This window comes from Amycolatopsis sp. FDAARGOS 1241 (assembly GCF_016889705.1).
In the GTDB taxonomy this organism is placed as follows: Bacteria; Actinomycetota; Actinomycetes; order Mycobacteriales; family Pseudonocardiaceae; genus Amycolatopsis.
The window spans coordinates 6,741,766-6,766,481 of record NZ_CP069526.1 but is presented as its reverse complement, the minus strand read 5'-3'; the positions used below and the strand labels follow the sequence as shown (position 1 = coordinate 6,766,481).

The following is a 24,716-nucleotide window of genomic DNA, read 5'->3' as shown; positions in this document are numbered from 1 at the left end:
TCGCCGAGGTGCAGCCCCGGCCGGGCCTTCGGCGGCGATGAGTGTGTGCGGGCTTCCGACTCGCCGAATTCCGCTGGTTTGTGCCCGGGGCCGGAGGTGCGATGGTCCCCTTGGTACCGCGGGTCGCCGGAGCGGTTATCCACTCACACCGGTGTTGTTTGCGATCAGCGGGTGCGGCGGTCCCGTTCGCGCGCGATTGCGTGTGACTGCCGGCGTGGCGGGCTGGGAGAATAAAAGCCAGGGGTCCCCCTGGCCGGTGGTGAAGGGCCCCTTCATTCTTTCGCCGACCACCAGCGACCACTCGCGGGCTTGATCATCCCGGCTGCCGCTGCTTGAGCGCCCTCGGGCCTCGCTGACCACCTGGACGATCGAGAAAGGGCCGCTCCCCGGTACACCCGGGAGCGGCCCTTCCTCAACGAAACGCTCAGCGCACGGGAACGACCGCCGCGGCAACCTCAGTGCTCGGCCGCGCCAGCTGTGGCGACCTCAACGCACGGCCGCGGCAGCCGTGGCAACTTCAGCGGTCGGCCACAGCGGCCTCGGCCGCTTCCATCCACTCGCGCCACTGCGCGGCCTGTTCGTCGGCCTTCTTGGCGCGTCGTTCATCGCCGGCGGCGCGGGCCTTGGCGGCCTGGGCTTCGAACTGCTCGACGCGCTCGCGGAACTGCGCGGCGCGCGCCTGGGCCTCCGGGTCGGTGCGGCGCCAGCGGCTGTCTTCGGCCGACTTGACCGCGTCCTGGACCGCCTTGAGCCGGCCGTCGAGTTCGCGGATGCGCTCGCGCGGGACCTTGCCGATCTCGTCCCACTGTTCCTGGATGCGCCGCAGGGCCGACTTGGCCGCGTCGAGGTTCGCGGCGACGTCGATCTTCTCGGCCTCGACCAGCAGCTCCTCCTTGCGGGCGGCGTTGCCGGCGAACTCGGCGTCACGCTCGGAGAAGACGGCGGACCGGCGGGCGAAGAACTGGTCCTGGGCCGCGCGGAAGCGCTGCCACAGCGCTTCGTCGCTGTCCTTGGGCGCGCGGCCCGCGGCGCGCCACTCGGCCATGAGCTCCTTGTACCGGCCCGCGGTCGCGCCCCAGTCCTCCGAATCGGCGAGCGACTCGGCCTCGGCGATGAGCTCTTCCTTGCGGTGCTTGGCGCTCGCGCGCTGCTTGTCGAGCTCCGCGAAGTGCGAGCCGCGGCGGCGGTTGAAACCCTCCCGGGCCTTCGAGAACCGCTTCCAGAGCTCGTCGTCGGTCTTGCGGTCGACGCCCTTGACCGTCTTCCACTCGTCGAGGATCGCGCGCAGCCGGTCGCCCGCGGCCTTCCACTGGGTGGAGTCGGCGGCGATCTTCTCCGCCTCCTCGGCCAGCGCCTGCTTGCGCGAAACGGCGGCGGCCCGGGCCTCCTCGCGCTCGTGCTTCGCGTTGGCCAGCGCCTTCTCGGCGACACCGATCACGTACTCGACGCGCGCCGCCAGCGCGGCGAGGTCACCGACCACGGCCGACTCGGCCAGCCCGTCGCGGATCTGCGTGGCGCTCGACAGCGCGTGCTTCGGGTCGCCGGCGCCGGAGTGCAGCCGGGTCTCGAGCAGCTCGACCTCCGTGCGGACGTCGTCGAAGCGGCGGGCGTAGTGCACCAGCCCTTCCTCGGGGGTGCCGGCCTGCCAGACCCCGACCGAGCGTTCACCTTCGGCGGTGAAAACGAAGACAGTGCCCTCCGCGTCGACCCGCCCCCAGGTGGACGGGGTGGGCTCGGCGGGCGGCACCGGAGGCGCGGTCTGGGCGCTGCCGGGCGCGTGCGGCACGGGGTGGGGTGCCGGGGTGCCGCTGGACGTGTTCTCCTGGGCCATCGCAGGCTCCTTATCGCCTGTACGCCCGCTGGTGCGGGCGCCCCGCGTGCGCGGGGCCGGGTTACGCGGTTCTGCTCCGGGGCCACGGTGCCCCAGCGGCATTCAAGCAGCTCAGCGCCTGCTGTGGTACCGATGCGCCACCTGAAGCCAGTGATCCTACTTCTCCTTGACGCTCCGTGTCGGCAGGTCCTACCCGTCCAGGTACCCTCGACCAGCGTGATCAGCCCTGCTCAGCCGCCTCGTCCGGTCGCCGTCGTCGGTCCCACGGCCACCGGGAAGACGGCGCTGGCCGTCGAGCTCGCCCTCGCCCTCGGCGGCGACGTCGTGAACGCCGACGCCCTGCAGCTCTACCGCGGCATGGACATCGGCACGGCCAAGGCCACCGAAGCCGAGCGGCGCGGGGTGCCCCACCACCTGCTCGACGTCCTCGACGTCACCGAGACCGCTTCCGTCGCCGCCTACCAGCGCGACGCCCGCCGCGAGATCGAGGACGTCCTCGCGGCCGGGCGCGTCCCGGTGCTCGCCGGCGGCTCCGGCCTGTACGTGCAGGCTGTGCTCGACGACCTCCGGTTCCCCGGCACGGACGCCGCCGTGCGGGCCCGCCTCGACGCGGAAGCCGCCGAGCTCGGCACCGCGGTGCTCTACGCGCGGCTGGGCGAGCGCGACCCGGCCGCGGCCGCCGCGATCCTGCCCACGAACACCCGGCGCATCGTGCGCGCGCTGGAGGTCATCGAGCTCACCGGAGAGCCGTTCTCCGCGAACCTCCCCAAACCGGGCCCGGCCCGCTACGGCACGGTGCTGATCGGCGTCGACCGCGAGGCCGCCGAGCTCGACGAGCGCGTCGACCTGCGGGTGGAGCACATGTTCGAGGCCGGCCTGGTCGACGAGGTGCGCACCCTCGTCACCCGGGGCCTGCGCGAAGGCAAGACGGCCTCCCGCGCCCTGGGTTACCAGCAGGTGCTCGCCGAACTCGACGGGGAAGGCGACTTCGCGGCCGCCGCCGCGGCGACCGCGCAGGCCACCCGCCGCTTCGTCCGCCGGCAGCGCTCGTGGTTCCGCCGCGACAAGCGGATCCAGTGGTTCGACGGCGCTTCCCCCGACCTGGCCGCGCGCGTGCTCGAGGCGCTGGCCCAGTAATCTTGAACCCATGGGCGGCATCGAATTCCTGAAGGGGCACGGCACGCAGAACGACTTCGTGCTGTTGCCCGACGCGGCCGGCCGCCTCGACCTCACGCCGGAGCGCGTGGCGGCGCTGTGCGACCGCCGGCGTGGGCTGGGCGCCGACGGCGTGCTGCGCGTGGTCCGCGCGAGCGCGCTGGGTGAGGCGACTGAGGGCGAGTGGTTCATGGACTACCGCAACGCCGACGGCTCCGTCGCCGAGATGTGCGGCAACGGCGTGCGCGTGTTCGCGCGTTACCTCGTCGACGCGGGCCTGGCGGACGACGGGCACTTCACGGTCGGCACGCGCGCGGGCGACCGCCCGGTGGTCGTGCACGCCGACCGTTCCGTCTCCGTCCACATGGGACCGGCCACGATCACCGGCACCTCGGTCACCGTGGTGGCGGGGCAGCCGTTCTCGGGCGTGGCCGTGGACGTCGGCAACCCGCACCTCGTCTCCGTGCTCGACGACGAGGTGGCGGAGCTCGACCTGCGTGAGCAGCCCGACTTCGACCACGACTTCTTCCCGAACGGCGTGAACCTCGAGTTCGTGAACCTGCTCGGCGAGGGCGTGCTGCGCATGCGCGTCCACGAGCGGGGCGTGGGGGAGACCCGCTCGTGCGGCACCGGCACGGTCGCCGCCGTCGCCGCGGCCTTCCACCTCGCGGGCACCGACACGGGTACCTCCACGGTGGACATCCCGGGCGGGCGCGTGACCGTGACCGTCGAACGCGGTGCCTCCACGCTCACGGGCCCGGCGGAGATCGTCGCGCGCGGTGAGCTGGACGAAGGCTGGTGGGCCGCCGCCGGAGCGTGAGCGGCGGCCCTGCACTTCAGCGCTTCAGCGCCTCAGCCCACCGTCACCTCGACGGCAAGCTCGCCATCACCCGGCCGGGTGGTCACCGCGGAGATCACGCCCGCCGCGCGCACGTCGTCGGACACCGCGGCGAAGCCGGTGAGCACGTCGTCCGGCGCGCTGACCGTCACGGCCTCCACGGCCGAGCGCATCGACACCTTCGCGTCCGTCTTGGCCCGCCGCACCGCGGCGATCACCGAGCCGGCCAGCGGCAGCAGTCCGGAGTCGCCGTCGACCGCCGGCGCCTCGGGCCACGGCGCGCGGTGCACCGAACCCTCCTGCCACCACGACCACACCTCCTCGGCGGTGTAGGGCAGCACGGGTGCGAACAGCCGCACCAGCGTCGACAGCGCGGTGGTCAGCGCCGCCCGCGCCGACTCCGCGGCCGCCTCGCCGCGGTCGCCGTACGCGCGCGCCTTGACCAGCTCGACGTAGTCGTCGCAGAACGTCCAGAAGAACGTCTCCGTCACGTGCAGCGCCCGCGCCTGGTCGAGGCTCTCGAACGCCGCGGTTGCCTCGCGGACCACGGCGCCGAGCGCGGCGAGCACCGACCGGTCCAGCGCTTCGGTGACCTCGGCGCCGGGCCCGGGCAGGCCGAGCCCGAGCACGAAGCGGCTCACGTTCAGCAGCTTCGTCGCGAGCCGCCGCCCGACCTTCATCTGGCCCTGGTCCTCGGCCGTGTCGACCCCCGGGCGCGCGCTCGCGGCCCAGTACCGGACGGCGTCCGGGCCGAACTGGTCCAGCAGGGCGGCCGGCGTGACGACGTTGTCCTTGGACTTCGACATCTTCTTGCGGTCCGGATCGAGCACCCAGCCGGAGATCACGGCGTCGCGCCACGGCAGCACGTGCTCCTCGAGCTCCGAGCGCACGGCCGTCGAGAACAGCCAGGTGCGGATGATCTCGTGGGCCTGCGGCCGCAGCGAGTACGGGTACACGAGCCGGAACAGGTCGTCGTCGAGGCTCCAGCGCCCGCCGATCTGCGGCGTGAGCGACGACGTCGCCCACGTGTCCATCACGTCCACCTCGCCCGCGAACCCGCCCGGCTTCCCGCGCTGGTCCTCGGTGTAGCCGGGTGGCACGTCGGTGGTCGGATCAACGGGCAGGTTCGTGTCCGCAGGCACGAGCACGGCTTCGTGGTCCGGCTCCCCGTGCTCGTCGAGCGGGTACCAGACGGGGATCGGCACGCCGAAGAACCGCTGGCGGCTCACGAGCCAGTCGCTCGTGAGGCCCTCGGTCCAGGCGCGGTAGCGGACCTCCATGTGCGGCGGGACCCAGTTCAGCTCTTCGCCGCGGGCCAGGAGCTTCGCGCGCAGGGTCTCGTCGCGGCCGCCGTTGGTGAGGTACCACTGGCGGCTCGTGACGATCTCGAGCGGCCGGTCGCCCTTCTCGTAGAACTTCACCGCGTGCGTGATGGTCCGCGGCTCGCCGCGCAGGGAGCCTTCGGCCCGCAGCGCCTCGACGACGAGCTGGCGTCCCGTGTGGACGGTCTTGCCGGCCAGCGGCGCGTACGCCTCGGCGGGCACCTCGCGCGGCGGTTCGGGCAGGAACCGCCCGTCGCGGCCGAGCACCGGCCGCGTTTCCAGGCGCAGCGCGCGCCACCACGTGACGTCCGTGGTGTCGCCGAAGGTGCAGACCATCGCGATGCCCGTGCCCTTCTCGGGGTCGGCGAGGTGGTGCGCGTGCACCGGCACCTCGACGCCGAACACGGGCGTGCGCACGGTTTTCCCGACCAGGTGGCGGTAGCGCTCGTCGTCGGGGTGCGTCACGAGCGCGACGCACGCGGGCAGCAACTCGGGCCGCGTGGTCGAGATCAGCACTTCCTCGTCGCCGTCCGCGCGGAACACGAGGTCGTGGTACGCGCCGGGCCGCTCGCGGTCTTCGAGCTCGGCCTGCGCGACGGCGGTGCGGAACGTGGTGTCCCACAAGGTCGGCGCTTCGGCCTGGTACGCCTCACCGCGCGCGAGGTTGCGCAGGAACGCGCGCTGCGAGATCTCCGTGGTCGACGGGTCGATGGTCTGGTAAGCGAGCGTCCAGTCCACCGACAGCCCGACGCGCCGCCAGACGTCCTCGAAGACCTTCTCGTCCTCCTCCGACAGCGTGCGGCACAGCTCCACGAAGTTGCGCCGCGACACGGGGATCACGTCCTTCCCCGGCTTCGCCGGTGGCGTGAACGACGGGTCGTAGGGCAGGGACGGTTCGCAGCGCACGCCGTAGTGGTTCTGCACGCGGCGCTCGGTCGGCAGGCCGTTGTCGTCCCAGCCGATGGGGTAGAACACCTCCCGCCCGCGCATGCGCTGGTAGCGGGCGAGGACGTCGGTGTGCGTGTAGGAGAACACGTGGCCGATGTGCAGCGAACCGCTCGCCGTGAGCGGCGGGGTGTCGATCGAATAGACGTCGGCGCGCGGCTTCTCGCGGTCGAAGCGGTAGGTGCCGGCGCGCTCCCATACCGCTACCCACTTGGCCTCAAGTCCGTCGACACCGACCTTCTCGGGGACACGGGGGCTGGGCTGCGGTGTGGCGTTCATGGGCCAACTCTAGGCGGGAGCCGCCACCGGTTTCCCGGGCACCGGGAGGTCACGCATGCGCCGCAGCGGGGAGCAGACGACCCACAGCGCCGCGGCGAGCTGGCCGAGCACCGCCGCCCACAGGGCGCCGGTGAGCCCGAGCCACTCGCCGAGCCCGCCACCCAGCAGGCCGCCGAGCGGCATCGTGCCCCACACGACGAACCGCACGCTCGCGTTCATCCGGCCGAGCAGGCCGTCAGGCGTGATCGCCTGCCGGTAGGACACCTGCGCGATGTTGTAGAGGATCACGCCGAACCCGGCCAGCGCGAGACCGAAGCCGGCGAGCGGCAGCCGCCAGCCGGGGCCCGCGAGCGGCACGAGCAGGTTGCCGGGCCACACCAGCAGCGGCACGAGCCAGATCGAGCGCGCCTGCCCGACGCGGCGGATGATCGCGCCGGCGAACAGCGCGCCGAGGATGCCGCCGATGCCGCCGACGGCCAGCAGCCCGCCGACCGCCGCCGGGGGCAGGCCGGCCGTGCGCGTCAGGAACAGCACCTGCACGGCCTGTGCGGCGGCGCCGAAGAGGTTCGCCGTGGCGGTGCAGGCGACGATCGCGCGCAGCGGCTTGTCGGTGAACACGAACCGCAGGCCTTCGAGCATCTGCGGCAGCAGCCGCTCGTGCCCGGTGCGCTCGGGCAGCCGTTCGACGGTGCGGATCCGCCACAGGCACAGCGCTGAGATCAGGTAGCCGCATCCGGTGACCAGGACCGTGCTCGCGGCGCCGGCGAACTGGACCAGGACACCGGCGGCGCTCGGCCCGGCGATCTGGGCCGAGGACTGCACGCCCTGCAGCTTGGCGTTGCCCTCGAGCAGCCGTTCGCGGCCGACGAGCGCCGGCAGGTAGGCCTGGTAGGAGACGTCGAAGAACACCGTGCCGATGCCGGTGAGGAGCACGACCGCGATCAGCTGCGGCATCGTCAGGAGCCCCGTCCACCACGTGACGGGGATGCTCAGGATCAGCACGCCCCGCGTGAGGTCGGCGGCGAGCATCACGGGCCGCTTGCGCAGCCGGTCCACCCACACGCCCGCCGGCAGGCCGATGAGCAGGAAGCCGAGCGTCTCGGCCGTGGTCAGCAGGCCCATCTCGAACGGCGTCGCCGCGAGCGTGACCGCCGCGAGCAGCGGGATCGCCGTGTTGCCCACGAACGTGCCGAACTGGCTGGCGGTGTCGCCCGACCAGAGCCGGCGGAAGTCGGCGTGGAAGAAGAGGGAGTCCCGGTTCACCCGAAAGAGTGTCCGCGAAGTGATTGGAAAGTGTCAATCACTTAGCGCTGCCTAGGCTGTGCGCGTGCCGACCCCACGACGCCCTTCGACGGAGGCCGAGGCCGCCGCGCTCGCGTCCGGAATACGCCTGCGGATCATCCGGTTGACGTCCTTCGAGGCCATGACGAACAAGGAGCTGGCCGAGCGGCTCGGCCGCGACCCGGCGACCACGCTCCACCACGTGCGGCGCCTGGTCGAGACCGGTTTCCTCGTCCCGGAGGAACCCCGCCGGGGTGCTCGCGGCGCCAAGGAGATCCCGTACCGGTCCACCGGCCTGTCCTGGACGCTGGAGAACGCCGACGTGCAGGCCGTGCCCGTCCGCCAGGCGATGCTCGAGGCGTACCTCGCGGAGATGGGCGAGGCCGACCCGGCCGAAGTCGACAGCAGCCGGCTCGTCTTCCAGGTCTCACCCGCCGAGGTCGCCGAGTTCAAGAGCCGCGTCGCGGAGCTGCTCGACGAGTTCGGTTCGCGGCCGCGCTCACCCGGCGCGGAGCGCACGGCCATCTATGTATCGATCTACCCCAGCCGCTAATCACTCGGCTCCCGCGCCGAATCGTGGGAGCATGGAGGCACGATGACAGAACTGACACACGAAGACCTTTACGACGACGACCCGTCGACCGGTGAGATGGAGCTCGAGGACCGCGCCTCGCTCCGGCGGGTCGCGGGGCTGTCCACCGAACTCACGGACATCACCGAGGTCGAGTACCGCAGGCTGCGGCTGGAGCGCGTCGTGCTGGTCGGCGTGTGGACCGAGGGCACGGCCGACCAGTCCGACGCCTCTCTCGCCGAGCTGGCGAGGCTGGCCGAGACGGCCGGTTCCGAGGTGCTCGAAGGGCTGGTCCAGCGACGCGTCAAGCCGGATCCCGCCACGTACATCGGCTCCGGCAAGGTGCGGGAGCTGCGCGACGTGGTCGTGGCGACCGGCGCCGACACAGTGATCTGCGACGGCGAGCTCTCGCCCGGCCAGCTGCGGCAGCTGGAGGAGAAGGTCAAGGTCAAGGTGATCGACCGGACCGCCCTGATCCTCGACATCTTCGCCCAGCACGCCCGCTCCAAGGAGGGCAAGGCCCAGGTCGAGCTGGCCCAGCTGCAGTACCTGATCCCGCGGTTGCGGGGCTGGGGTGCGTCGCTGTCCCGGCAGGCCGGTGGCCGCGCCGGTGGCGCCAACGGCGGTGTGGGCCTGCGCGGTCCCGGTGAGACCAAGCTGGAAACGGACCGACGGCGGATCAACAAGCGCGTGGCCAAGCTGCGCCGCGAGATCGCGTCGATGGACACGATCCGCGAGACCAAGCGCGGCCGGCGCGTGGCCAACGAGGTGCCCAGCGTGGCGATCGTCGGCTACACCAACGCCGGCAAGTCGAGCCTGCTCAACGCGCTGACCGGCGCGGGGGTGCTGGTGGAGGACGCGCTGTTCGCCACCCTGGACCCGACCACGCGGCGGGCGCAGACGGCCGACGGGCGCACGTTCACCCTCACCGACACCGTCGGGTTCGTGCGGCACCTGCCGCACCAGCTGGTGGACGCGTTCCGCTCGACGCTCGAGGAGGCGGCCGACGCCGACTTGCTGCTGCACGTCGTCGACGGCTCCGACCCGGCGCCCGAGGAGCAGGTGAACGCGGTGCGCGAGGTGCTCGCGGAAATCACCCGCACCCGCAAGGAACCGCTGCCGCCCGAGCTGCTGGTGATCAACAAGGCCGACGCCGCGGACCAGGTCACGCTGGCCCGGCTTCGCCACCAGCTCTCCGGGTCCGTGCAGGTGTCCGCCCGGACCGGGGCGGGCATCCCGGAGCTGGCCGACGTGCTCGCCGAGCGGCTGCCGCGTCCGCAGGTCGTGGTCGAGGCGCTGGTCCCCTACGCGCGGGGCGAGCTCGTGGCCCGCGCCCACGCGGACGGCGAGGTGCTGGAGGAGGAGCACATCGCCGACGGCACGCGCCTGCTCGTGCGGGTCCACCCGGACCTCGCGGCGGCTCTGCGCCGGTACGAAACCAACTCCTCGCGGCTCTGAACGTCTTCCGTAGTGCGCGGCCGGTCCCGGCCGCGGCACTACGGAGGTGCGCTGGTGCGGGTCGGTCTCGCTGTGGCGGCGGTTTTCCTGGTGATGGGCGCGGCGCCCGCCGCGGCGGCGCCACCACCCGCGCCGGAGACCTTGTGCAAGGTCACGGACTCGCGGCTGGGGGAGCTGTCCGGTCTCGCCTCCGACGGCGAGCACTGGTACGCGATCAACGACGGTGGCACGAAGGTGCAGGTCTTCGTGCTGAACCACTCGTGCGCCGTGCAGAAGGTGCTGTCGGCGAGCACCGATCCGTACGACGTCGAAGACCTCGCCCGCGGTGCCGACGGCACCCTGTGGCTCTCGGACACGGGCGACAACAGCCACAAGCGCTCGACCGTGGCGTTGCTGGAGATGAAACCGTCGGCCGGCGGCGTGACGCTGTACCGCCTGACGTACCCCGACGGTCCGCACGACACTGAGGCACTGCTGCTGGACCGCTCGGGCACGCCGTACCTCGTGACGAAGGAAGTCTTCGGCGACTCAGCGGTCTACCGGCCGACCGGTCCGCTGGCGGCCCCCGGTCCGACCAAACTGGAGAAGGTCGGCTCGCTGACCATCCACGACACCGGCACCCCGGGCGGTCCGGTGGGCGCGTTCGGCTCCGTGCTGGTCACGGGTGGCGCCACCAGCGCCGACGGCACCGTGGTCGCCTTGCGTACGTACACCGACGCCTATCTGTACCCCGCGCCGGACGGCGACGTGCTCGCGGCGCTCAAACGCAACCCCGTCCGCGTTCCGCTGCCGAACGAGAAGCAGGGCGAGGCCCTCGCTTTCGAACCGGACGGCACGCTCCTGTCGGGTGGGGAGGGTGTCGGTCAGCCTCTGCGCGCGGTCAAGAACGCGACGGCCCTCGTCCCGGGCGCGGCCGCCCCGCAGCGGGAGGCCGCGAAGCCCTCCGCCGCTTCGGGTTCCGGTGGCGGCGGCTCGGACGACTCGTCCGGCGTGCCGTGGCTGCCGGCGGCCGGGATCGCGGTCGTCGTGGTGCTGGGCGGCTGGTTCGCGTTCAGCCGGCGGCGCCGCCGCCCTCGGCGCTGAGACCGCCTGCGGACGCACTCGCCAGCCGGGTCGCTCGACCTCCGTCCCCGCGGGGAGGCAACCGCGGGGGAGCGGCCGTGAGTGCGGTCCACAGTGGTGTCAGAGCGCAGTGGTGTCAGAGCGCAGTGGTGTCAGAGCGCAGTGGAGCCAGAGCGCAGTGGTGTCAGGGCTTGGCGGCGTCGGAGCGCAGTGGCGTCACAGAGCGGTGGTGTCAGAGCTCGGTGGTGTCACACTGCTGTCGCACCCGAGTGCCGCGGTGTCCACAGTGCTGCCGGCGCCGTCCACATCGGACCGCGGGGGCGACGGAGGCCGGGCATCCTCGTCGCCGTACCGCGGCCGCGGGAAGCGAAACCCTAGAGCCGCCGCAGGACGGCGACGACCTTGCCCAGGATGGTGGCGTCGTCACCGGGGATGGGGTCGTAGGCCTCGTTGTGCGGCATCAGCCAGATGTGGCCATCCTTGCGCTTGAACGTCTTCACGGTCGCCTCGCCGTCGATCATGGCGGCGACGATCTCGCCGTTGTCGGCCGTCGGCTGCTGGCGGACGACGACCCAGTCGCCGTTGGTGATTGCGGCGTCGACCATCGAGTCGCCCGTGACGCTCAGGAGGAACAGCTCACCCTCGCCGACGATCTCGCGCGGCAGCGGGAACACGTCCTCGATGGCCTGTTCCGCGAGCACCGGGCCACCGGCGGCGATCCGGCCGACCAGCGGCACGTACGCCGCCTTCGGCACGGACGGCTGCTGGTCCATGTCGATGCCCATGGGGTTGTCGTCGGTGGACGCGAGCACGCCCACCGCGCGCGGCCGGTTCGCGTCACGGCGCAGGTAGCCCTTGCGCTGAAGCGCGCGCAGCTGGTGCGACACGGACGAGGTCGACGTGAGTCCCACGGCCTCGCCGATCTCGCGGACGCTCGGCGGGTAGCCGAACCGGCTCACCCAGGTGCGGATCACGTCCAGTACCTGCTGCTGCCGCACGGTCAGCGTCTCGTCCACGTCGTAGACCTCCGGTAAGGGAGTCACCTTGCCCACGTCACCGGGTGTGCTGCCCGGCTTGCTCTCCTTCGTCACCGTGTCTTTTCGCACCGGGTCTTTTCGCACCAGTGTCGCCTCCCAGACGTCCCGCGCGTTTCCGCGTCCGCCGGCCGGCTCCCGCGGCCGCGGGAGCACTCGCCGGCGACATCTGCCCGGCAGATGTCCTGGTCACCGACAGTAGCCCACCGAGCGTGACGATTTCAAACATCTGTTCGATCGACACGCCGTGTCCTCTCGATTTTGTCGGTGCGGGGTGGTAGACCTTCGCACGGACGTTCGATAGAACGCCTGTTCGACCCGGACGCATCGCCGCCGGTGAGCGGGTCGGGCCGAACCGATCAGCAGGTCAGAAGGAGGTTCGCCATGTCGATTCTGGCAGACCGCGGGATCGTCCGCCCGCTTCGGCCCGTCCGGCAGGGCGCGGGTCCGGCGCGGGTCCCGGCGGGGTCGCCCAGTCCGGCCCGGCACCCCTCGGGCGCGCGGGAGCGCCGCGGAGAGCCGCTGCGGCCGCCGACCCGCGCCCGGGTGGTTGCGGGACACCGGTCGGCCGGGTCCGCGTGCGCGGAGCCGCGCAGGCCCGCCGTGCGGTGGCCGTGGCTCGTCGCGATCGCTGTCGGGGCCTGCCTGGTGGTCACCGTTCTGGGTGTTTTCGGGTCCGGCACGCCGGCCGGCGCGGTGCCCGAGCGCACGGCGGCGGTGTCCGTCCGGCAGGGCGACACGCTGTCCGATCTTGCGGCTCGGTTCGCGCCCGATTCCGACCAGGCGGCCGTCGTCGAGCGGATCGAGGAGCTCAACCACCTGGACGACGGTGTTCTCGTACCCGGTCTGCCGCTCACGGTCCCGGTCGCGGCGGAGGTGGCGGGGGCGGGCCGGTGACGGTCGGGATTCGACCGGTCGCACCCCGAATCGGTGCCTTCTTCACCCCCTTGTGTCGCTTGCGTAGGCCGTCCGGGCGATCTATGGTCAACCCCTACATCTAGTAGTTACACCGCTGTAGTTGGTCCACAGGTAGGGGTAGACTCGACACCAGTTGTCCACAGCTGGTCGGTGTTGATCCACCGGTTTTCCACAAGTCGATCACCAGGCGCGGGGTCGTGCGGGGTGATCGTGGCCCGGGTCGTAGCGTGGCGGCCGGGGCCGGCGTGGATGGAAGCGACCGGCGTTGAGGGGAAGGTGATCGGCGGATGAGGTGCCCGTTCTGCCGGCATGCGGACTCTCGGGTCGTCGACTCCCGAGAGGTGGATGAAGGCCAGGCGATCCGGCGGCGGCGCTCGTGCGCCCAGTGCGGCCGGCGCTTCACCACGTCGGAGACGATGGTGCTCGCCGTTGTCAAGCGGTCCGGCGTCACCGAGCAGTTCAGCCGGGACAAGGTCGTCAACGGCGTGCGGCGGGCCTGCCAGGGCCGCCCGGTCGACGACGACGCGCTGCAGAAGCTCGCGCAGCGCGTGGAGGAGTCCATCCGCTCCGCCGGGCTGGCGGAGATCCCGAGCCACGAGGTCGGCCTGGCCATCCTCGGCCCGTTGCGGGAGCTCGACGAGGTCGCGTACCTCCGCTTCGCCAGCGTCTACCGCTCGTTCTCCTCGGTCGAGGACTTCGAGAAGGAGATCTCGGACCTGCGGAAAGCCATGGCGGGAACTGCTGCTGAAGAACGAGGCGAGCGCGCCGAAGACGACTGAGTGTCGCCTGCGCCGCGCGGGAGCGAGGGACGAGACCCGATGACCGAAACCGTGGGAACCGGCGCTGCGGCAGCCGGCCGGAGCAAGAAAAAGGCTGCTGGCGGACTGACCGTCAAGCGGGTGTTCACGACCGAGGGCGTGCACCCCTACGACGAGGTGGCGTGGGAGCAGCGCGACGTCGTCATGACCAACTGGCGCGACGGCAGCGTCAACTTCGAGCAGCGGGGCGTCGAGTTCCCCGAGTTCTGGTCGGTCAACGCCACGAACATCGTCACGAGCAAGTACTTCCGCGGCGCCGTCGGCACCCCGCAGCGCGAGAACAGCCTCAAGCAGCTCATCGACCGCGTGGTGAAGACGTACGTGAAGGCCGCCGCGGATCACGGTTACTTCGCCGGTCCGGCGGACCTCGAGATCTTCGAGCACGAGCTCACCTGGATGCTGCTGCACCAGGTCTTCAGCTTCAACTCGCCCGTCTGGTTCAACGTCGGCACCGCCTCGAAGCAGCAGGTCTCCGCGTGCTTCATCCTCGCCGTCGACGACACGATGGAGTCGATCCTCAACTGGTACCGCGAGGAGGGCCTGATCTTCAAGGGCGGCTCCGGCGCGGGTCTCAACCTCTCCCGCATCCGCTCCTCGAAGGAGCTGCTCACCTCCGGCGGCACCGCGTCCGGCCCGGTCTCGTTCATGCGCGGCGCCGACGCGTCCGCGGGCACCATCAAGTCCGGCGGCGCCACCCGGCGCGCGGCGAAGATGGTCGTGCTCGACGTCGACCACCCCGACATCGAGGAGTTCATCCAGACCAAGGCGCGCGAAGAGGAGAAGATCAAGGTCCTGCGCGACGCCGGGTTCGACATGGACCTCTCCGGCGCGGACATCTCCTCGGTGCAGTACCAGAACGCGAACAACTCGGTGCGAGTGTCCGACGAATTCATGCAGTCCGTGGAGAACGGCACCGACTTCGGCCTGCGCGCCCGCCTCACCGGTGAGGTCATCGAGCGCACCGACGCGAAGAAGCTCTTCCGCAGCATGGCGCAGGCCGCGTGGGAGTGCGCCGATCCGGGTGTGCAGTACGACGGCACGATCAACGACTGGCACACCTGCCCCGAATCGGGCCGGATCACCGCGTCGAACCCGTGCAGCGAGTACATGCACCTCGACAACTCGAGCTGCAACCTCGCGTCGTTGAACCTGCTGAAGTTCGTGTCGGCCGACGGCACGTTCGACGCGCCGCTGTTCGCGAAGGCCGTCGAGTTCGTCATCACCGCGATGGACATCTCGATCTGCTTCGCCGACTTCCCGACCGAGCCGATCGCCGACACCACGCGCAAGTTCCGCCAGCTCGGCATCGGCTACGCCAACCTCGGCGCGCTGCTCATGGCGCTGGGGCACGCGTACGACTCCGAGGGCGGCCGTGCGCTGGCCGCCGCCATCACGTCGCTGATGACCGGGGTGTCGTACCGGCGCTCGGCCGAGCTGGCCAAGGTCGTCGGCCCGTACGAGGGCTACGCGCGCAACGCCGAGGCGCACCAGCGCGTGATGCGCAAGCACGCCGCGGCCAACGAGCTGGTCCGCACGTACCACTCCAACGACGCGGCCGTCCGCGCACTGGCCACCGAGGAGTGGCAGCGCGGCATCGAGCTCGGCGCGCGCCACGGCTGGCGCAACGCGCAGGCTTCGGTGCTCGCGCCGACCGGCACCATCGGCTTCATGATGGACTGCGACACCACGGGCATCGAGCCGGACTTCTCGCTGGTGAAGTTCAAGAAGCTCGTCGGCGGCGGGTCCATGCAGATCGTGAACCAGACCGTGCCGCGCGCGCTGAAGGTGCTGGGCTACCAGGACGAGCAGGTCGAGGCGATCGTCGAGTACGTCGCCCAGCACGGCCACGTCGTCGACGCGCCGGGCCTGCGTCCCGAGCACTACGAGGTGTTCGACTGCGCGGTCGGTGACCGCTCCATCGCGCCGATGGGCCACGTGCGGATGATGGCCGCGGTGCAGCCGTTCATCTCGGGTGCGATCTCGAAGACGGTCAACATGCCGGAGTCGGCGACTGTCGAGGACGTCGAGGAGATCTACTTCCAGGGCTGGAAGCTGGGCCTCAAGGCCCTCGCGATCTACCGCGACAACTGCAAGGTCGGCCAGCCGCTCTCGACCGGCAAGAAGAAGGAAACCGAGGCGGAGCCGGAGAAGGTCGTGGAGTACCGCCCGGTGCGCCGCCGCCTGCCGAAGAAGCGCCCGAGCCAGACGGTGTCCTTCACCGTCGGCGGCGCCGAGGGCTACCTCCACGCCGGCTCGTACCCGGACGACGGCCTCGGCGAGATCTTCGTGAAGCTCGGCAAGCAGGGCTCGACGCTCGCGGGCGTGATGGATGCCTTCTCGATGTCGATTTCGGTCGGCCTCCAGCACGGTATCCCGCTGGAGTTCTACGTTTCGAAGTTCTCCAACCTGCGCTTCGAGCCGGCCGGCATGACGGACGACCCGGACATCCGCATCGCCACGAGCGTGATGGATTACCTGTTCCGCCGCCTCGCCCTCGACTACCTGCCGTACGAGAAGCGCTCCCAGCTCGGCATCTTCACGGCCGACGAGCGCTCGGCGGAGGTCGAGCAGAACTACGGTGGCCAGAACGTGGACCTCGAAGCGCTGCGCACCAGCGTGGATTCGTCCCCGGTCCAGGCCAAATCAGAGGCCGCTGCCGAACCGGCCCCCCGCGACGCCCACAGCACGGCCGAACTGATGGAACTCCACCTGGGCAAAGCGGCCGACGCGCCGCTGTGCATGACGTGTGGCACCAAGATGCGCCCCGCCGGCTCGTGCTACGCCTGCGAAGGCTGCGGCGCGACCTCGGGTTGCAGCTGATCCACTCCGGGCCTGAGGCGGTGAACGTTGTGGTCAGGGTGGCGAGGTCCCGTTCTCGCCACCCTGATCGCCGTCAAGCCCGGCGCCGCGGCGAGAAATCGTATTGTCCCGGTGGCATGCCCGACGCATGATCGAGAGAACGGAGCCGTCCGCACGCCGGTGAGCGTCAAGCCCGAGCCGGCGCCGCACCTCGCCGCGCGAGCGTGGAAAAATGCCGGCGGGCGGCGGGGAAGCGCTGTGCGGGCTGGGCGACCGGGCGACGGATGGGCCGGGTTACGCGGTGGAGGCGCTGTTGCGGCTCGGCGACCCGGCTGCGACCACGCCGGCCGGCTCTTGGTCGTGCAGACGTACTGCGACGGCGTTGGCTTCTCGATCCACGACTACGCCCACGCTGCGGGTGTCCTCGCCGTCCACGCTCAGCGCCTGGTCAGGCAACAACCCACCGCCAGGCGGTTCGCGACGGCGGCTGTGATCGCCGACTACCTCCGCGGCGCCGCGCGACTCGGCTGGCCGCAGGCGCACCGCGACCGGCTGCGCGACGCCTACCGGTCGGTGCTCGACCGCGACGACTGGCGCGCGGTCATCCGTCGTGCCGTCAGCGCCGGTCATGAGCACCTCGAGCGGGACTGCTGCGCCGGCTCGCCACCAAGGTCTGACCACGGCTGCGTTTGCGAGCGTTTTTCGGCCGACTGCGTCCCGGCCGCGTGTTTCCACAAGATCTCCACAGGTCCTCCCTCGGGTGAGCGCATCGGTGCGCCCAGCATCGGGCCCGTGGAGTGGCTGACGGAGTTCACAGCGGACGCGGAGCGGCGCCGGGTGCGGCCCGAGCCGGCGTGGGGGTGCGGGGCGCGGCTGGACGCGCTCGTGGTCAGGAGCTTGCAGCGGTTCCAGGTCGGGGAGTCGGGGGACGGGGTGAACCTGATCGCGAAGGCGCAGCCGCGGTATCGGGAGGCGGTCCGCCTGTTCGTGGCCGAGGAGCAGAACCACGCGCGGTTGCTGGCGGAATTGCTCAAGGCCGCCGGGAGCACGACGATCCGGGAACACTGGTCCGACACCGCGTTCGTCTGGCTCAGGAGGGCGCTCGGGCTCCGGCTGGAGCTCATGGTGCTGCTCATCGCCGAAGTGGTGGCGCTGAGCTACTACCGGGGCGCTGAGGGACGGCACCGACGACACTCTCACGCGCGAAGTCGCGGCACGCATCCTGGCCGACGAGGAGCGGCACGTGCCGTTCCAGTGTGACCAGCTGCGGGGAGCCTTTCCCGGCGCGAAGGGAAAACTCGTCGCCGCCGGGTGGCGGGTCCTCATGGCCGGGGCGTTGCCGACGGTGCTGGTCGATCACGGGCGGGCGCTGCGCGCGTTGGGGATCACGCGGCTTCGGTTCGCGGCCGACGTCCTGGCCCGGTTCGAGGAGGTCCTCGCCGACGTCCACAGTGGACGAAAGCGGCCGGGTTGCGTCAGGACTTTGGCGCGACGGTCACGGCCGAACGGGTTGATCTGAGGTTGTCGGCTCAGCGCGCTGGCACGGCGGCGTGAAAAACTGTTCGCCACCGGCTACCAACCGAGTACCTCCGGAAGTGGCGGTTCGACCGCTTCTTTCGGTAGAGCTGCCTGGCGGCACAGAGGGCGCGGCCGTACGGGTTCGTCTAAGGCCGGGGCAGCGAAGCCAGGTGCGCCCGTAGGACGTCGCGGCAAGCCTGGGGTGGCGTGGCCGCCGGGTCGAGGGCGCAGCGAAACGTGAGGCCGTCCAGCAGGGCCGCCAGGCGTTCGGCCTCCAGGTCCGCGGCGCCGGGTGGCAGGAGCGCGTCGCGGGTCATGGCGTCGATGATGCGGCGGGCCAGGGTGAGGGTGCCGCGCAGGGCTTCGTGTGCCAGGTCGGCCAGGTCGGTGTCCACGCGGGCCGCGATGAGGAATTCGACGAGGACCGTGGCCTCGGCGCGCCGCGGGGCGTCGAGGGGGAGCAGCTCGGCCAGGAAGTCCGTCAGTTGGGAGGCCGCTTCGTCGCGGGTGAGCTCGGCGAACGGGCGCAGCGACTCGCGCCGCCGTTCGAGCCGGGCGGTGACGCGATCGATCGTCGAGCGCATCGCGAAACGCATGAGATCGCGCTGGCCGTCGAAATAGTGGCGCACCGAGCCGATGTTCAGGCCCGACTCCGCGGCCACAGCACGCAGCGAAACGGCCGGCAACCCATCGCGCGCGGCGAGGCGCAGTACCGCGTCCGCGATGTCCGCGCGCCGCTGTTCGCCATCCACCTGCTTGGGCACTGGACCTTTTTATCACACCTGTGATATTCGTTTTCTATCACGGGTGTGATAGAAAACGAGGTGGGAAAGATGGAGACGTACCTGAACCTGATGCTCATCCGGTTCGGCCTGATCGCCGCCGGCCTGGTGGTGCTCGGGCTGGTCCTGTTCGCGGTCGCGGTCGCACTGCGCCGCCGGGGGAAAGGCGCCCGCGTGCGCCAGGGGGTGGAGAACGCCGCGCGGTTCGCCGGCCGAGTGCTGGACGAGCGGCGTGCGCCCGGAGCCCGGCGTGGGGGCGGGCTCGGGAGCAGCGTGGCGCGCGAGGCGCTGCGGCGCTTCGACAGCGGGCGAGACCGGTGACCGAGGGCGTGCTTCAGCACCTCGTGCTGGACCTGCTGATCAAGGGCCTGATCGTGCTCGGCGCGATCGTGGCGCTGGTGATCGGCGCCACGATCATCTGGCGCAAGGTGGGGAGGTGAGCGCGGGGGCGCCCGGGAGCGCCCCCGCGTCGGCTCCTCAGGACAGGCGTGACCAGAGGAACTCGAACACGAGCGCCCACTTGAACGCGAGCTGCCCGTTGTCCGCCGCGCCGCCGTGACCGCCTTCGATGTTCTCGTAGTACGCCACGTCGTGGCCCTGCTCGAGCATGCGCGCCATCATCTTGCGCGCGTGCCCGGGGTGCACGCGGTCATCACGGGTCGACGTCGCGAACAGGGTCGGCGGGTAGGTCCGTCCCTCGTGGACGTTGTGGTACGGCGAGTACTTCGCGATGACGTCCCACTCTTCGGGCACGTCCGGATCACCCCACTCGGCCATCCACGACGCGCCCGCGAGCAGCAGGTGGTAGCGCTTCATGTCGAGCAGCGGCACCTGGCTGACGATCGCGCCGAACAGCTCGGGGTAGCGCGTGAGCATCACGCCCATCAGCAACCCGCCGTTGCTGCCGCCCTGGATGCCCAGCCGCGCGGCCGTGGTGATGCCGCGTGCCACGAGGTCGCGAGCCACCGCGGAGAAGTCCTCGTAGACCTTGTGCCGGTTCTCCTTCACGGCCTGCGAGTGCCACTCCGGCCCGTACTCGCCGCCGCCGCGGATGTTGGCGACCACGTACGTGCCGCCGCGCGCGAGCCAGCCGCGGCCGATGACCCCGCTGTAGGACGGGGTCAGCGAGACCTCGAAGCCGCCGTAGCCGGTCAGCAGCGCCGGCCCGCCGTGGGCGCCGCGCGGGCGCAGCACGAAGTACGGGATCAACGTGGCGTCCTCCGACGTCGCGAAGTACTGGTTCACCTCGATGCCGGACGTGTCGAAGAACGCCGGCGCCTGCTTGAGCACCTCGACGTCGCCGCTGACCTCGCCTCGGCTCAGCGTCGAGGGCTGCAGGTAGCTGGACGAGTCGACGAAGTACTCGTCGCTCTCGTCCGGGTCGGTGCCCACGAGGTCCGCGCTGCCGTATTCCGGCGCCCCGCCCAGCGGCGACTCCGTCCAGCCGTCCGGGCCGGGCGTGAGCGCCACCAGTTCGGACTTGACGTCGCGCAGCTTCGCGAGCAGCACGTGGTGGCGGGTGAACGTGTAGTACTCGAGCGAGGTGTGCGCGTCGGGTGTGAACAGCGCGGTGAAGTCGCGCTCGCCCGCGAGGAACGCGTCGAACCCGATCACGAGCAGCGCGCCGGCCGGGTGCTCGGTGCCGCCGACCGTCCACGGGGTGCGCGGCTGGACGTAGAGCCATTCGCGCTGCACCGACGTCTCGACGTCGTCGGGCAGGTCGAGCTTCTGCATCCCTGACGCGGTCCGCAGGTGGACTTCGGTGCGGTAGAAGTCGAGCGCCCGGTGCACGAAGTCGCGTTCGAACCCCTCGGTCGCATCGTGGTAGGCGGACACGGCGACGTCGTCCGGCTTGCCCTCGAACACCGTCTCGGCGGCTTCGAGCGCCGTACCGCGGCGCCACTCCTTCGCCAGGCGCGGGTAGCCGGACGTGGTGAGCGTGTCCGGCCCGAAGTCGGTGCCGACGTACACGCGGTCCTCGTCGATCCAGCCGACGCGGTTCTTCGCCTCGGGCAGGAAATAGCCGTCCTCGACGAACTCGTGCGCGTCGAGGTCGAACTCGCGCACCACCGTCGCGTCGGCGCCGCCGCGCGAGAGCTGCACGAGCCCCAGCCGGTGCCCGGGCCGCAGCACCGCGCAGCCCTTCCACACCCAGTTCTCGCCCTCGGCGTCGGCCAGCGCGTCGACGTCGAGCAGCACCTCCCAATCGGGCTCGGCCTTGCGGTACTCCTCCAGCGTCGTGCGCCGCCACAGCCCGCGTGGGTGCTCGGCGTCCTGCCAGAAGTTGTAGAGCTTCGGGCCGCGGCGGGTCACGTACGGGATGCGCCCGCCGGCGTCGAGCACCTCGCGGATCTCGTCCCGCAGAGCGGCGAAGCGCTCGCCCGACGTCAGCACGTCCAGCGTCTCGGTGTTGCGGGAACGGACCCAGTCCAGCGCCTCGTCGCCGGTCACGTCCTCCAGCCACAGGTACGGATCTTCGTCACTCATGACCCCAGTCTCGCGGTCTCGAGGGGGTTCCGGCCACCGGCGCGGCGTTCCCGTTTCGTGATCCGGTGTCCGCCGCTGCTCCGTATGCTGGACCGCGCGCGGGACAGGGGGGTTCAGTGACTGAAAACGACGGCTGGGAGCCGGCCGGGCCGCCACCGCCGCCGGTGGCGGCCCGGCCGCCCGCGGCGAACCCGTGGGCGGCCCCCGCGTGGCACCGGCCGCCGCGCCGCAGCGGTGGCGGGGTCGCCGGTGCGGCGGTCGCGCTCGTCATCCTCGTCGTGACGGTGGGGGTGATCGCCGTGGTGCCGCACGAGCTGTCCGGCCACGCCCTCGCGGTGCCGAACGCCCTCCACCGCTCCGACAGCGCGCCCGACGGAGTGCGGGACACCCCCGTGGCGGTGCCCGAGCTGGAAACCAACCCGTTGCTCGCGAACGGGGTCGAGCTCAACGAGGTCTCGTGCACCCTGCCGGAGCTGGGCCGCACCGGCGCGGAGCTCTCGGCCTACTACGAGGCACTCACCGAGTGCCTCCAGCAGGCTTGGCGCCGGGCGCTGGACCACGCGCACGAGCCGTCGCAGCGGGTCAGCGTGTCGGTGACGCTGACGAAGGTGAGCGCGTGCGGCTCGGCGCCGTCGAAGGACCAGGCCGTGGCCTACTACTGCGGCGGCGACTCCACGATCTACGCGCCGACCGACTGGATGCTCGCGGACGCGGGGCAGAACCCTTCGCGCCACCTCGCCACCATCGCCCACGAGTACGGCCACCACGTGCAGGACGAGAGCGGCATCCTGGCCGCGGCGGGCGACCGCATGACGTCGCCCAACCAGGACGCCCCGCACGACCGGGCGCTGGTGCGGCGCATCGAGCTGCAGGCCAACTGCTTCGGCGCGCTGTTCATCGCCGCGGCCGAGGGCCGGGGCTCGATCAGCCGTGCCACGGCCAACGCCGCGGTGGCCGACTACGGCCGCGCCGACGACAGCGGCGACCACGGCAGCCGGGTGAACCAGTTGGCGTGGGCGAAAGCCGGGTTCTCGGTCGGCACGACGTCGGCGTGCAACACGTGGTCGGCCCCCGATTCCGAGGTCAGCTGACCTGCCACCCCGGATCGCGCCCGAGCAGCCCGAGGAACCGGTCGAGCTCGCTCGCGTCCGTGGGCACGTCGACGATGGCGGCGAACGCGCCGCCCGCCTCGCGCGCCGCCGGATCGGCGGGGACCATCGCCGCGAACTCGAGGGCCGCGTGCACCGCTTCCGGCACCGGCTCGTAGGGCACGCCCATCGTCTTGGCGAGGTCCCAGCCGTGCGCGATCGTGTCGACGAGGTGCATGGCCGCGGCGATCTCGGCGGGCAGCGGGCCGAACTCGTGGATCTTCAGTTCGCGGCCGAGGGCGCCCTCTTCGCCGAACGCGGCGAGGAAGTCGTCGACGGAAGCGGCGTAGGAGGCGTAGGCGTCCTCGCCCAGGTGGCCGGCGTCCCAGTCGGCGGCGACGCCGTGGCGCACGGCTTCGGCGAACGCGTGGTTTTCGCTGACCTGGTGGCGCAGCAGGTCGGCCAGGGTCCAGCCCTCGCACGGGGTGGGACGGTTCAGATCCTGGTGGCTTGCCGCGGCGACGATCCTGTCGAGGACGAGCAGGGACTGGCGGTCGAGTTCGAACGTGGTCATCCCCGGACGCTAACCGCGTGAGCGGACCAGCTGAAGGTCCAAAACCCGCCGAACTCCCGTGGACCAATCTAGCCTGACGACGTGGACCTGCACATCGACCTGACCGGCACGCGCGGCCACCGCGACGAGATCTAGCGCCAGATCCGCGCAGCCGTGCTCGACGGCCGGACCGCGACGGCGACGTCCTGCCGCCGACGCGGGAGCTGGCGCAGCGGCTCGCCGTGTCCCGCACGACGGTCAGCGCGGCCTACGAACGGCTCGCCGCCGAGGGGTTCCTCGGCACCCGGGCCGGCGCGGGCACGTTCGTGCGTTCAGGCGCCGGCCGGCACCCCGCGGAACCGGCCGCCGATCCCGCGCCCGGCGTCCGCCCCAGTCCTCAGTGGACGGACGTGCCGCGCCCGCCGCGGCCGTTCGGGCCGCCGGCGGAGTTCGACTTCCGCGGCGGTGTGCCCGACGTGCGGCTGTTCCCGTTCGACACCTGGCGCCGCCTGACCACCCAAGCGCCTGCGCGGCTCGCACGCCGAGCTGTTCACCTACGGCGATCCGCAGGGCGACCCGCGGTTGCGGGAAGGGCTGGCCCGGCACCTCGGGGTCTCGCGCAACGTTCCCGTGCGACCGGAGGACATCGTTGTCACGACGGGAGTCCAGCAGACGGTGGACCCGTCGCGCGCGTGCTGCTGGAGCCCGGTGACCTGGTCGCCGTCGAGGATCCGGGGTACCCGCCACCGCGAATCCTGCTCGAAACGCTCGGCGCGCGCGTCACGGGGGTGCCGGTGGACGACGAGGGCCTGATCGTCGACGCGATCCCGGACGGCGCGCGGCTGGTGTACGTCCCGCCGTCGCACCAGTGCCCGCTGGGCGTCGCGATGTCGCTCGCGCGGCGGCAGGAGCTGCTGGAGTGGGCCGAACGAACGGGTGCCGTGCTCGTCGAAGACGACTACGACACGAAATTCCGCTACACCGGCCGGCCGCTGGAACCGTCGCACAGCTTGGCTTCCCGTGGCCGGGTGGTGTACGTCGGCTCCTTCTCGAAAGTGGTCTCGCCCGCGCTGCGGATCGGTTTCCTCGCGGCGCCGCCGCCGCTCATCGGCGCGCTCACCAAAGCGAAGTACCCGACCGACTGGCATTCGCCGGCGATCGAGCAGGCCGTGCTCGCCGACTTCATCCACGAAGGCGGCTTTTCGCGGCACGTCCGCCGCATGCGCAAGATCTACCGGGAGCGCCGCGACGTGCTCGTCGACGGCCTGCGCCGCGAGTTCGGCGACGTGCTGCGGCCGGTACCGGCGGCCGCCGGGCTCCGCCTGAGCGCGGCCGCCGACCACGACCTCGGTGCCGTCGCGAGGAATGCGCGGGCCGTCGGCGTGCGTGTGCTCTTGCTCGGTGACTTCGCCATGACCGAGCCCCGGCACGGGCTGATGTTCGGCTACGGTGCCATCGCGGCCCAGCGCATCGGGCCGGGCCTGCACCGGCTGCGCCGGGTGTTCGACGAGGGAGTGCGATGACCGACGACGTGATGGTGGCGATCGACGCGGGCCTGCGCAAGCACATCGGGGGCGATCGCGCGGGTGCGCGCGAGACGTTCCTCGCGCTGTGGCGGGAGATCGGCGAGGACGGCGACCCGCTGCACCGCTGCGCCCTCGCACACCACCTCGCCGACGTCTGCGACGAGCCCGCCGACGAACTCGAGTGGGACCTGCGCGCCCTCTCGGCCGCCGATTCGCTCACCGACGAACGCGCGCAGGAGTACCACTCGACGCTCGCCGTGCGCGGGTTCTACCCGTCGCTGCACCTGAACCTCGGCGAGGACTATCGCAAGCTGGGTGAGCTCGACTCCGCGCGCCGCCACCTGGCCCTGGCCCGGGAGAAGCTCGACGCGCTGGGCGATGACGACTACGCCACCGGGATCCGCGCCGCGCTCGAGGGCCTGGCACAGCGGCTTTCCTGAGCGTTCCATAC

The 24,716-nt window shown here is 71.5% G+C and carries 21 protein-coding genes and 1 pseudogene; 15 read left to right on the top strand and 7 right to left on the bottom strand.

Going from position 1 to position 24,716, the window contains the following annotated elements; all coding sequences use genetic code 11:
* Window positions 1-517: 517 nt before the first annotated feature.
* Entirely contained in the window at window positions 518-1,831 is a 1,314-nt protein-coding gene (locus tag I6J71_RS33045; RefSeq protein WP_204090425.1) for a DUF349 domain-containing protein, read from the bottom strand.
* 216 nt (window positions 1,832-2,047) lie between these two features.
* Here I6J71_RS33045 and miaA point away from each other — a divergent pair, with 216 nt between their 5' ends.
* Both miaA and dapF read left to right on the top strand, forming a co-directional pair.
* Complete coding sequence (miaA, locus tag I6J71_RS33040) at window positions 2,048-2,968, top strand: tRNA (adenosine(37)-N6)-dimethylallyltransferase MiaA (RefSeq protein WP_239154063.1); 921 nt, start codon at window positions 2,048-2,050, stop codon at window positions 2,966-2,968.
* Between the two features lie 10 nt (window positions 2,969-2,978).
* On the top strand, window positions 2,979-3,806 hold the full coding sequence (gene dapF / locus I6J71_RS33035) for a diaminopimelate epimerase (RefSeq protein WP_204090423.1): 828 nt from the start codon (window positions 2,979-2,981) through the stop codon (window positions 3,804-3,806).
* A gap of 32 nt (window positions 3,807-3,838) precedes the next feature.
* Here the strand turns inward: dapF and valS are convergent, their stop codons facing one another.
* Together valS and I6J71_RS33025 are read right to left on the bottom strand one after the other, a co-directional pair.
* Window positions 3,839-6,370 carry a valine--tRNA ligase gene (gene valS / locus I6J71_RS33030; protein ID WP_204090422.1) on the bottom strand — a complete coding sequence of 844 codons (2,532 nt, stop codon included), beginning with the start codon at window positions 6,368-6,370 and terminating at the stop codon, window positions 3,839-3,841.
* Between the two features lie 9 nt (window positions 6,371-6,379).
* On the bottom strand, window positions 6,380-7,633 hold the full coding sequence (locus I6J71_RS33025; RefSeq protein ID WP_204090421.1) for an MFS transporter: 1,254 nt from the start codon (window positions 7,631-7,633) through the stop codon (window positions 6,380-6,382).
* Window positions 7,634-7,697: 64 nt separating this feature from the next.
* Here I6J71_RS33025 and I6J71_RS33020 point away from each other — a divergent pair, with 64 nt between their 5' ends.
* From I6J71_RS33020 to I6J71_RS33010, 3 genes are all read left to right on the top strand, one after another.
* Window positions 7,698-8,204 (top strand): transcriptional regulator, encoded by a 507-nt coding sequence (locus tag I6J71_RS33020; RefSeq protein WP_204090420.1) that lies wholly within the window; start codon window positions 7,698-7,700, stop codon window positions 8,202-8,204.
* A 42-nt stretch (window positions 8,205-8,246) separates the two neighbouring features.
* Window positions 8,247-9,680 (top strand): GTPase HflX, encoded by a 1,434-nt coding sequence (gene hflX, locus I6J71_RS33015; protein ID WP_204090419.1) that lies wholly within the window; start codon window positions 8,247-8,249, stop codon window positions 9,678-9,680.
* 93 nt (window positions 9,681-9,773) lie between these two features.
* A complete protein-coding gene (locus I6J71_RS33010; protein WP_204097358.1) occupies window positions 9,774-10,763 on the top strand; it encodes a hypothetical protein in 990 nt (329 codons plus the stop codon).
* A 353-nt stretch (window positions 10,764-11,116) separates the two neighbouring features.
* Here I6J71_RS33010 and lexA read toward each other — a convergent pair whose 3' ends face one another.
* Window positions 11,117-11,833, bottom strand: a complete 717-nt coding sequence (lexA, locus tag I6J71_RS33005) for a transcriptional repressor LexA (RefSeq protein WP_204097357.1) — start codon at window positions 11,831-11,833, stop codon at window positions 11,117-11,119.
* Window positions 11,834-12,160: 327 nt separating this feature from the next.
* On the opposite strand from lexA, the gene I6J71_RS33000 reads away from it, so the two are divergent.
* The 5 genes from I6J71_RS33000 to I6J71_RS49200 all read left to right on the top strand — a co-directional run bounded on the left by I6J71_RS33000 (window position 12,161) and on the right by I6J71_RS49200 (window position 17,830).
* Window positions 12,161-12,673, top strand: a complete 513-nt coding sequence (locus tag I6J71_RS33000; RefSeq protein ID WP_204090418.1) for a LysM peptidoglycan-binding domain-containing protein — start codon at window positions 12,161-12,163, stop codon at window positions 12,671-12,673.
* Between the two features lie 308 nt (window positions 12,674-12,981).
* Window positions 12,982-13,473: a transcriptional regulator NrdR gene (nrdR, locus tag I6J71_RS32995; RefSeq protein WP_204090417.1), complete on the top strand. Its 492-nt coding sequence runs from the start codon at window positions 12,982-12,984 to the stop codon at window positions 13,471-13,473.
* 39 nt (window positions 13,474-13,512) lie between these two features.
* The gene (locus I6J71_RS32990; protein WP_204090416.1) at window positions 13,513-16,332 is read left to right on the top strand and encodes a vitamin B12-dependent ribonucleotide reductase; all 2,820 of its coding nucleotides are present in this window, start codon (window positions 13,513-13,515) and stop codon (window positions 16,330-16,332) included.
* Window positions 16,333-16,671: 339 nt separating this feature from the next.
* Window positions 16,672-17,571, top strand: coding sequence for a hypothetical protein (locus I6J71_RS49205; RefSeq protein ID WP_239154062.1), 900 nt, complete (start codon window positions 16,672-16,674; stop codon window positions 17,569-17,571).
* Entirely contained in the window at window positions 17,555-17,830 is a 276-nt protein-coding gene (locus tag I6J71_RS49200; protein ID WP_239154061.1) for a hypothetical protein, read from the top strand. The genes I6J71_RS49205 and I6J71_RS49200 overlap by 17 nt, the downstream gene beginning before the upstream one ends.
* 145 nt (window positions 17,831-17,975) lie before the next feature.
* On the opposite strand, the gene I6J71_RS32980 is transcribed toward I6J71_RS49200, so the two are convergent.
* Window positions 17,976-18,593, bottom strand: coding sequence for a TetR/AcrR family transcriptional regulator (locus I6J71_RS32980; RefSeq protein WP_204090415.1), 618 nt, complete (start codon window positions 18,591-18,593; stop codon window positions 17,976-17,978).
* Window positions 18,594-18,662: 69 nt separating this feature from the next.
* On the opposite strand from I6J71_RS32980, the gene I6J71_RS32975 reads away from it, so the two are divergent.
* Window positions 18,663-18,932: a hypothetical protein gene (locus I6J71_RS32975; RefSeq protein ID WP_204090414.1), complete on the top strand. Its 270-nt coding sequence runs from the start codon at window positions 18,663-18,665 to the stop codon at window positions 18,930-18,932.
* A complete protein-coding gene (locus I6J71_RS49995) occupies window positions 18,929-19,051 on the top strand; it encodes a hypothetical protein (protein WP_255570062.1) in 123 nt (40 codons plus the stop codon). Before I6J71_RS32975 ends, I6J71_RS49995 begins: the two co-directional genes overlap by 4 nt.
* A 37-nt stretch (window positions 19,052-19,088) precedes the next feature.
* On the opposite strand, the gene I6J71_RS32970 is transcribed toward I6J71_RS49995, so the two are convergent.
* On the bottom strand, window positions 19,089-21,098 hold the full coding sequence (locus tag I6J71_RS32970; RefSeq protein ID WP_204090413.1) for a prolyl oligopeptidase family protein: 2,010 nt from the start codon (window positions 21,096-21,098) through the stop codon (window positions 19,089-19,091).
* Between the two features lie 116 nt (window positions 21,099-21,214).
* Here I6J71_RS32970 and I6J71_RS32965 point away from each other — a divergent pair, with 116 nt between their 5' ends.
* Entirely contained in the window at window positions 21,215-22,189 is a 975-nt protein-coding gene (locus I6J71_RS32965; protein ID WP_239154060.1) for a neutral zinc metallopeptidase, read from the top strand.
* Here the strand turns inward: I6J71_RS32965 and I6J71_RS32960 are convergent.
* Window positions 22,182-22,760, bottom strand: coding sequence for a TIGR03086 family metal-binding protein (locus tag I6J71_RS32960; protein WP_204090412.1), 579 nt, complete (start codon window positions 22,758-22,760; stop codon window positions 22,182-22,184). The two genes, I6J71_RS32965 and I6J71_RS32960, sit on opposite strands and share 8 nt — an antisense overlap.
* Before the next feature lie 141 nt (window positions 22,761-22,901).
* On the opposite strand from I6J71_RS32960, the pseudogene I6J71_RS32955 reads away from it, so the two are divergent.
* Window positions 22,902-24,262, top strand: a pseudogene (locus I6J71_RS32955) (PLP-dependent aminotransferase family protein).
* Window positions 24,259-24,705 (top strand): hypothetical protein, encoded by a 447-nt coding sequence (locus tag I6J71_RS32950; RefSeq protein WP_204090411.1) that lies wholly within the window; start codon window positions 24,259-24,261, stop codon window positions 24,703-24,705. Before I6J71_RS32955 ends, I6J71_RS32950 begins: the two are co-directional and overlap by 4 nt.
* The last annotated feature ends 11 nt before the right edge of the window (window positions 24,706-24,716 follow it).